At 65.9% G+C, this 6,561-nt stretch carries 5 protein-coding genes; 2 read left to right on the top strand and 3 right to left on the bottom strand.

Translation table 11 applies throughout. The features are described 5' to 3' along the window. Positions 1-453, bottom strand: a 453-nt coding sequence (locus tag GTW40_RS13940) for a DDE-type integrase/transposase/recombinase (RefSeq protein WP_161180488.1), incomplete at its 3' end; no start/stop codon positions are given. 219 nt (positions 454-672) lie between these two features. Next, complete coding sequence (locus tag GTW40_RS13935) at positions 673-999, bottom strand: transposase (RefSeq protein WP_161180487.1); 327 nt, start codon at positions 997-999, stop codon at positions 673-675. 406 nt (positions 1,000-1,405) lie between these two features. On the opposite strand from GTW40_RS13935, the gene GTW40_RS13930 reads away from it, so the two are divergent. Further along, positions 1,406-1,648, top strand: coding sequence for a hypothetical protein (locus GTW40_RS13930; protein ID WP_161180486.1), 243 nt, complete (start codon positions 1,406-1,408; stop codon positions 1,646-1,648). 9 nt (positions 1,649-1,657) lie between these two features. On the opposite strand, the gene GTW40_RS13925 is transcribed toward GTW40_RS13930, so the two are convergent. After that, positions 1,658-4,969, bottom strand: a complete 3,312-nt coding sequence (locus tag GTW40_RS13925) for a type ISP restriction/modification enzyme (protein WP_161180485.1) — start codon at positions 4,967-4,969, stop codon at positions 1,658-1,660. A 443-nt stretch (positions 4,970-5,412) separates the two neighbouring features. Here GTW40_RS13925 and GTW40_RS13920 point away from each other — a divergent pair, with 443 nt between their 5' ends. Continuing rightward, positions 5,413-6,549 carry a hypothetical protein gene (locus GTW40_RS13920; RefSeq protein WP_161180484.1) on the top strand — a complete coding sequence of 379 codons (1,137 nt, stop codon included), beginning with the start codon at positions 5,413-5,415 and terminating at the stop codon, positions 6,547-6,549. Positions 6,550-6,561: the final 12 nt, after the last annotated feature.

The raw sequence follows: 6,561 nt of genomic DNA, 5'->3' as shown, positions 1-6,561 counted from the left end.
GCCGACCGAGCCGACCGAGCCGATCGAGGCGGCGATACCGGCAGCGTCCAGATGCTCGGCGAGCCGGAAACTCGTGTACTGCGACCCGGCGTCGGAATGATGGATCAACTCTCCTGATCGGATGGGGTGTTGGTCACGATCGCGCTGCCAGAGCGCCATCTCCAGGGCGTCCAACACGAAGACCGTCTCCTTCACGGTGGCCGCGGACCAGCCGACGATCCGGCGGGAGAAGGTGTCCACCACGAAGGCGACGTAGACGACCCCGGCCCAGGTCTTCACGTGGGTGAAGTCCGCGACCCAGCAGCGGTTCGGGGCATCGGCGACGAAGTCGCGGTCCAGCAGGTCCGGGGCCCGTTCGACCTGCCCGCCGGGCAACGTGGTGATCACGCGTTTGCCACGGACCGCTCCGGCGATGCCAAGCTCGCGCATCAGGCGTTCGACGGTGCAGCTCACGCCAGATCTTCCTCGCCCCGTAGACACGGTAGTTGGTGTCGTAGGCACGCTGGATCAGTGCCTTCAGCTCGCCGTCCCGCACGGTCCTGGCCGACGGCGCGGTCCGACGTTTGTGGTGGGCGTAATAGGTGGAGGGGGCGATCTTGCAGTCGTACTCTGTCAGCACGCGGCAGATCGGCTCGACACCGCCGAAGCGGTCCCGGTGCTCGTCGATGAAGGCTACGAGCGCGTATGTGGCCGGTCGAGCTCGGCCGCGAAGAAACTTGCCGCAGCTTTCAAGATCTCGTTGGCCCGCTTGAGCTCGGCGTTCTCCTTCTTCAACCGCTTCAGCTCGGCCGACTCCTCGGTGGTCACGCCAGGGCGCACGCCGGCGTCGACCTGGTCCTGCCGCACCCACTTCCGCAGCGTTTCGGTCGTACCGATGCCCAGCTTCTGGGCGACCGCTTTCATCGCGGCCCACTCGGTGTCGTACTCCGGCCGCACCTCGGCGACCATCCGCACCGCACGACGGCGCAGCTCAAGCGGGTACTGGGAAGGACGTGCCATGACTCGATCCTCTCAAATGATCGAGTCCCTACCGAACCCGGAACGGTTCAGGCAGCGCGCGTGAATCAACGAGCCGTTGCGTGTGCCTTGTTCGCGCCCGCCGACCGGCAGGCCTGAGAACTTGGGCCAGGCCCAGCGGCAGTGTCCGGCGACCGTCCAACCCGGTGGCATCACATGGCGCGCCACGCCCACGGACTTGCCCCTGCATGCCGGTGTCGGTCGGAGTGCCAACGGCATGCTAGGTATGGGGCTCATGGTCGTTCCGGACGTCGCACTCACCCAGACCCAGTACTCCCTACTCCGGGAGCTGCTGCTGGCGCCCCTCTGCCTCCAGAGGCCGGAGGCAACAGCCGATCGCGGACTTTCCCCTGACCAAGTAGCCGCAGACGCCCCAGCTCTCGCCTGGATGGGGCTGATCAAGAAGACCGGCGAGACGCTGGAAGCCACCGCACTGGGGGCGGCCTTCTTCCACCGAGCCGAGCACGAGGAGGCGACGGTCCTCCTGGCCGAAGTGGCCGCGTTCGCCGAGGCGTTGGGGGCCGAGGAGAAGGATCTGGACCAGCAACGGATTGCAGGTGCCCTGCGCAGGCTCGCGCAGGGCACCTGCAATCTTCAGGAAGCCCTCAGCAGCACACGTGCCGCTTCATGACTCCGCTGTTCAGTCGCCGTCGAGGTCCCCGAAGAGGCCCTCCATGAGCGCGCTCGCGCGCCGGGCCTTACGTGCGGCCTCCTGGACAGGCAGGATGCCTTCCTTCCACAACTCGGCCTCCGTGACAACGGGGCCGGACAGAACCTCGGCCAGCAGATCTCGCTGGCCGGGATGAAGATCGGTCAAGCGGCGCAGGACTGAGAGCAACTGGACCAACTCTTGCGTCCACTCATCGGGCCAGGACTCCACGTGTATGTCGTCCAGCGGGCTCGTCCTCTTGCTGTTCGGCGAGGCCTTCCTGTACCCGAACCACTTGCGGATCACCGGCATCCCGCCGACATCGAAGCTCCAGACCGCTTCGGGGACGGGACTGAACGATCCCTCACCCACGTACAGGGTCTCGGTTTCGGCGTCATAGCGCAGCTTCTCAGGGAGGGTCTTCCCGATGTGGGTCGCGTAACGAACCTGACGGGGATCGCCGACCTGGAATTCCACATCCTTGGGGGGACGACCGGCTTCGGGGGCGACGGCGCGTTCACCACAGGTGAGAGCCCAGATGGCTTCGGAACCAAGGGCTACCGCCTTCAGCCAGGTCTCGGGGTTCCGAGTCAGGGGTACCCGCACGCCGGGGGTCAGAAGCTCCTCCGCGAACTGTGCGGTGAAAACAGAGTGGCCGGCGACAGCCACGGTGTACGCGGCCAAGTCGTGGACCGTGATCTCGTCCAGCTCGAGGACGGTACTCAAGTGGGCGAGCAAGCCGGGGAGGACGTTGGCCGAGCCGTCCGGGTGAAGGATCGGCATGTTGCGGCCACCGCGCCCGTTGAAGTGATGAGTGTCCGGTATGAGCGCTGTAACCATCACGGCAGGCCCCGACTCGATCACATGGGACGACTGCTGGTTGAGAAATAACTGGTCTTCCGACATGGCCTCCCAGAGTTCCGAACGCGGACGGTCGAGAACCCGGTGGTCGGCAATCACCCACTGCCTGTCGAAGCTACGCATGGCGAGCCGCATCAGGTCCGGCTCAAGACGCCGTTCATCCCGAACGGAGGCAGGCCTTGCTGGTTGACCGGGCAGAGGTCCGATGGTGCGGTCGAGGTAACGGGCATCCGTCTCCTTGAACAGCTCAGCCTTCTCGGCTGGGTCGTCCTCGCGAATCAGCCGCGCCCAGCGGCGGCGCAGCGTCTCGGCAGACGGCGCACTGACCCAGGACCGGTTCGACGTCACGCCGAGGCTTCCCCAAGGGAAGAGGTCAGCCAGTGCCGGAAAGTCCTCCCAGCCTGACTGAGTAACCGGAGTGAACGGCCGCACAGCGGCATCATGAGTGTCCCGCCACACCTCGTCGTCCAACCGGACCTGCTTCAACTGCCGGAACTTCTCCTGCCGCTTCCCCGAAAGCGCCCGGTAATGAATGCGAGCGGGCCGATCGGGATCCGTGTCGAGTCGCCGTACGAATATGCAGATCGCCAGCGGCTGGGCAACGCCCGGGAAGACTCGCGTGCTCACATCCGCGCGCTGCCCCTCGGGGCTGAGGTTGATGATCCATCCCTCGTCGCAGGTACGCCGCAGATAGTCACGCATACCTCGCCCGCCGGGCCCGGTGGCGAATCCGGACGGGGTGATGAAGCAGATCACGCCGTGCTGGTCGGCCTCGTGGGCGTCGAAGACCTTCCAGGTGGCCCAGCGCCAGAAGTACACGTACATGTTCTTCAGGACATGCTCGTACCGGCCGTTTCCTGGGTGGCGGAAGGCATCCAGCAGCGGAGGCTCCTGCCCCTTGGGCCGTTTCTCCACCCACCCGCCACGGTTCTCCGCCTTGTCGTCGTACGGCGGATTGCCGATGACCACCGTGACCGGTGTCTTCCCCTTCACCTCGTTCGCACGTCGACGGGAGTCGGAAAGGGCCTCGTACGTCGAGGCCAGTTCCTGTTCTTCCACGTACGGGTTGTCCAGGGTGTCCGTGACGAAGAGGTTGAGGCCGCCCTTGGGCAGCGGGGCTTCGTGTCTCTTGAGCAGGTCCGAGGCACGCATCTCGGCGACCGCGAAGGGGCCCATCTGCAGCTCGAAACCGAACAGCCGTCGGGCGAGGCGAGCAATGGCGTCCCTGGCCATCGCCGGTCCGCTCCGCTCCACGGCCTGCGATGCCACTCGCTCGATGATCGTGTGGAGAAACGTCCCCGTCCCCATGGCCGGGTCCACGATCCGCACATCGTCCTCGGCGTAGGCCTTCGCCTTTCCCAGGCGCGTCCGCAGCACATCCGCGGTGAGGCGGACCATCTCCTCGACCACTTCGCGGGGCGTGTAGTACGAGCCGCTCTTCTGCCGCAGGCCCGCGTCGTACACGGTGAGGAAGTTCTCGTAGAGATGGAGATACGCGTCGCAGTTCCCCCGGCGGATGGTCTCCCAGTCGACGCAGCTGATCGTACGCAGCAGCAGGTCGAGGGTGACTTCGAAGCGTTCGTTGACGTTGTCGGTCAGGAGCTGGAGCGCCCTGCCCATCAGTGCGTGGCCGCCACCGAGCTTGCGGCCGACCTCGTGAAGGCTGACCTGCGTGAGGTCGATGCCTTCCACACGGGCCAGGAGCAGCGCGAAGGTGACGGTCTGCGCGTACCCGTCGGCGAAGGTCGCGTCGTCCGCGGAAGGGAAGAGCAGCCTGCGCCAGTCGCTCTTCAGGCCGGAGAAGGGGCGGGCATGCGCGACGCCGTCCTCATCGGTCGACCTGGCCTCGGCGGCGAGCTGTTCGAGGACAGCTCCACGAAGGAGTCGGCACAGCGGAGCGACGTGCTGGACCAGCCTGGAGACCTGGCGGATGGGGGGAGGCGCCCAGAGCAGGAACGCCTGCATCATCGCGTCGAAGGCGGCGGGGTCGGCCGGCACGAGTTTCTCGCCGGAGGTCTTCAGCGACCCCGCGAAGTGGACCGTCTCCCCGGTCTGGACGCCGTGGCGGAACAGACGCCACTCCGCACCGTTCGAGTACAGGAGGTTCGGCAGGTCACGGAGGTTCTCCCACTGCTCCCTGTTGCGACGGGTGAAGGTCTCGGGATCTACGCTCAGTCCTGGCTTCTTCAGTTCGATGTAGCCGTTGACCATTCCGCCGACGCGCACCGCGTAGTCCGGACGCACGCCGAGATTGCGGAGTTCGACCTCGTCGTGCCAGGTGACTTCGGAGATGGCGTGGTGGCTTCCCACGGCCGCGAGCAGATTCTCCAGTGGGCCACGTATCGCGGCTTCTTGTCCGCCGTCACCAGCAAGCTTCATCTTGCATGCGCGGCCGAAGTCCGAGACGGCTTGGACGAGCCAGTCGTACGTGCTGGGCGACACGGTCCCCCCTGGAAGTGTCATGAGCGCGTAATCTGCTTTTTATCAGGCAACTGACGTTGCGTCATCACCCGTGACATTTACGTACACACGAAGTTCCCTCACTGGCTGATCTGCCCCTTCCAAGAAGGATCATGAAGTCGCCGAGGGGGCGCTCTTCGCCGTTCGGGCCGCGCTTCGAAGCGCGAGCACTGAGCTACGGGATCCGCGCAACCCGGCAGTACCGCGTACGAGCGTCTGTGCCCCGTGTGCAGCGCCCCGCTTGTACACCCGCACCTGCGTAATTCGTCACGGCACCAGTCGCCTGACCACAAGTTAAGGTTGCCCCTCAAGGGGAGGACAGAGCGGCCGTTGCGCCGCTCGCCGAATCAACGCGCGGAGACGGCGGCAGGGGTGCCCACCCCCGCGGCTCGGTCGACCGCGGAACAGCCCGGGGGGCTTACGCCATGAAAGACGCGCCGACGCACGCCGCCGACATCGACACCGACGAAGTCGACGAAGCCGCAGACCAGAAGGTCGTCGAGCAGGAACAGGCCGATATCAAGGACTTCGTCAAGAGCCTGAGCGCGGACGACATCAAGTCGGGGAACTGGTTCACCAAGCTCGCCGCCCATGCCATGAACTCGTACACCGAGAAAGTGAACTGGCAGTACTTCCAGGACCGGTACGCGGGTGTGCCCGCGGATGCCATCGTGGATCAGCGGATCAAGATGGCGGCCCGGTACGCGGCGCTCGAAGGCGGGCTCTCCGCCGGGGCCTACACGGCGACCGTCGCCGCCACTATCGGAAGCCTCGGGGGTGCCTCGCCGGCGACCGTCCCCGCGGCCGTGGCGACCGTGATGGTCGACGTCGCGTTCATCTCCCAGCTCCAGCTTCGCCTGGCCTACGACATCTCCGTGCTCTACCGGGTCCCGGTCGACGTGCACGACCCCGACGACCTGTGGAAGCTCATCCGCGTGGCGTTGACGATCAAAAGCGGGGAAACGGCCAACAAGACCGTGTCCAAAGCAATCCCGGTCCTGGTACGACCAGTGGTCAAGCGCTTCTACTCGAATTCGGCACTCGCCGCCGGAAGGGCACTCCCCGTCATCGGGAAGCACCTCCTCCAGCGCAACGTCATCAAGATCGGCATCCCCCTGGTCGGCGTCCCTCTCTCCGTCCTGCTGAACCGCTACACCACGCTCCTCGCCGGCCGGCACGCGCGCGCCGTCTTCCGGAACGAGGCGCGGGTGATCGAACTCGCCGAGAGCCTGAGCAAGCGGAGTCGGCACCCGCAGTTGATGCTGTGGGTCGCATGGCTCGTCATCAGGGCGAACGCGAACAACAAGATCGCCGACGACGAGGCGCTGCTCATGCGGCACCTGGTGAGACTGGTACGGGAGCGGCACGACGTGGTCGACGAACAGCTCGCGAACCTCGTGGATATCGACCACATGGAGGTGTGGCGTCGAGTAGACGCCGAGCCGGACGATCTCAGTGACGTCATCGACGCGGCGGAGCGTGTGGCCACCGTGGACGGTGCCATCGACTCCCGCGAGAAGGCGGTCCTCGCGGAGCTTCGGGAGCGGTGCAGTCGGAGCTGACGCCGTCGTACG

Source organism: Streptomyces sp. SID4985 (assembly GCF_009863025.1).
GTDB lineage: Bacteria > Actinomycetota > Actinomycetes > Streptomycetales > Streptomycetaceae > Streptomyces.
The sequence above is the reverse complement of the archived record's forward strand: the minus strand, read 5'-3'. Positions and strand labels throughout refer to the sequence as shown.

Bases quoted from the DNA above. Each gene is read 5' to 3' on its own strand.
- GTW40_RS13935 (WP_161180487.1), bottom strand. From the start codon at position 999: ATGGCACGTCCTTCCCAGTACCCGCTTGAGCTGCGCCGTCGTGCGGTG.
- GTW40_RS13930 (WP_161180486.1), top strand. From the start codon at position 1,406: ATGGGGCTGATCAAGAAGACCGGCGAGACGCTGGAAGCCACCGCACTG.
- GTW40_RS13920 (WP_161180484.1), top strand. From the start codon at position 5,413: ATGAAAGACGCGCCGACGCACGCCGCCGACATCGACACCGACGAAGTC.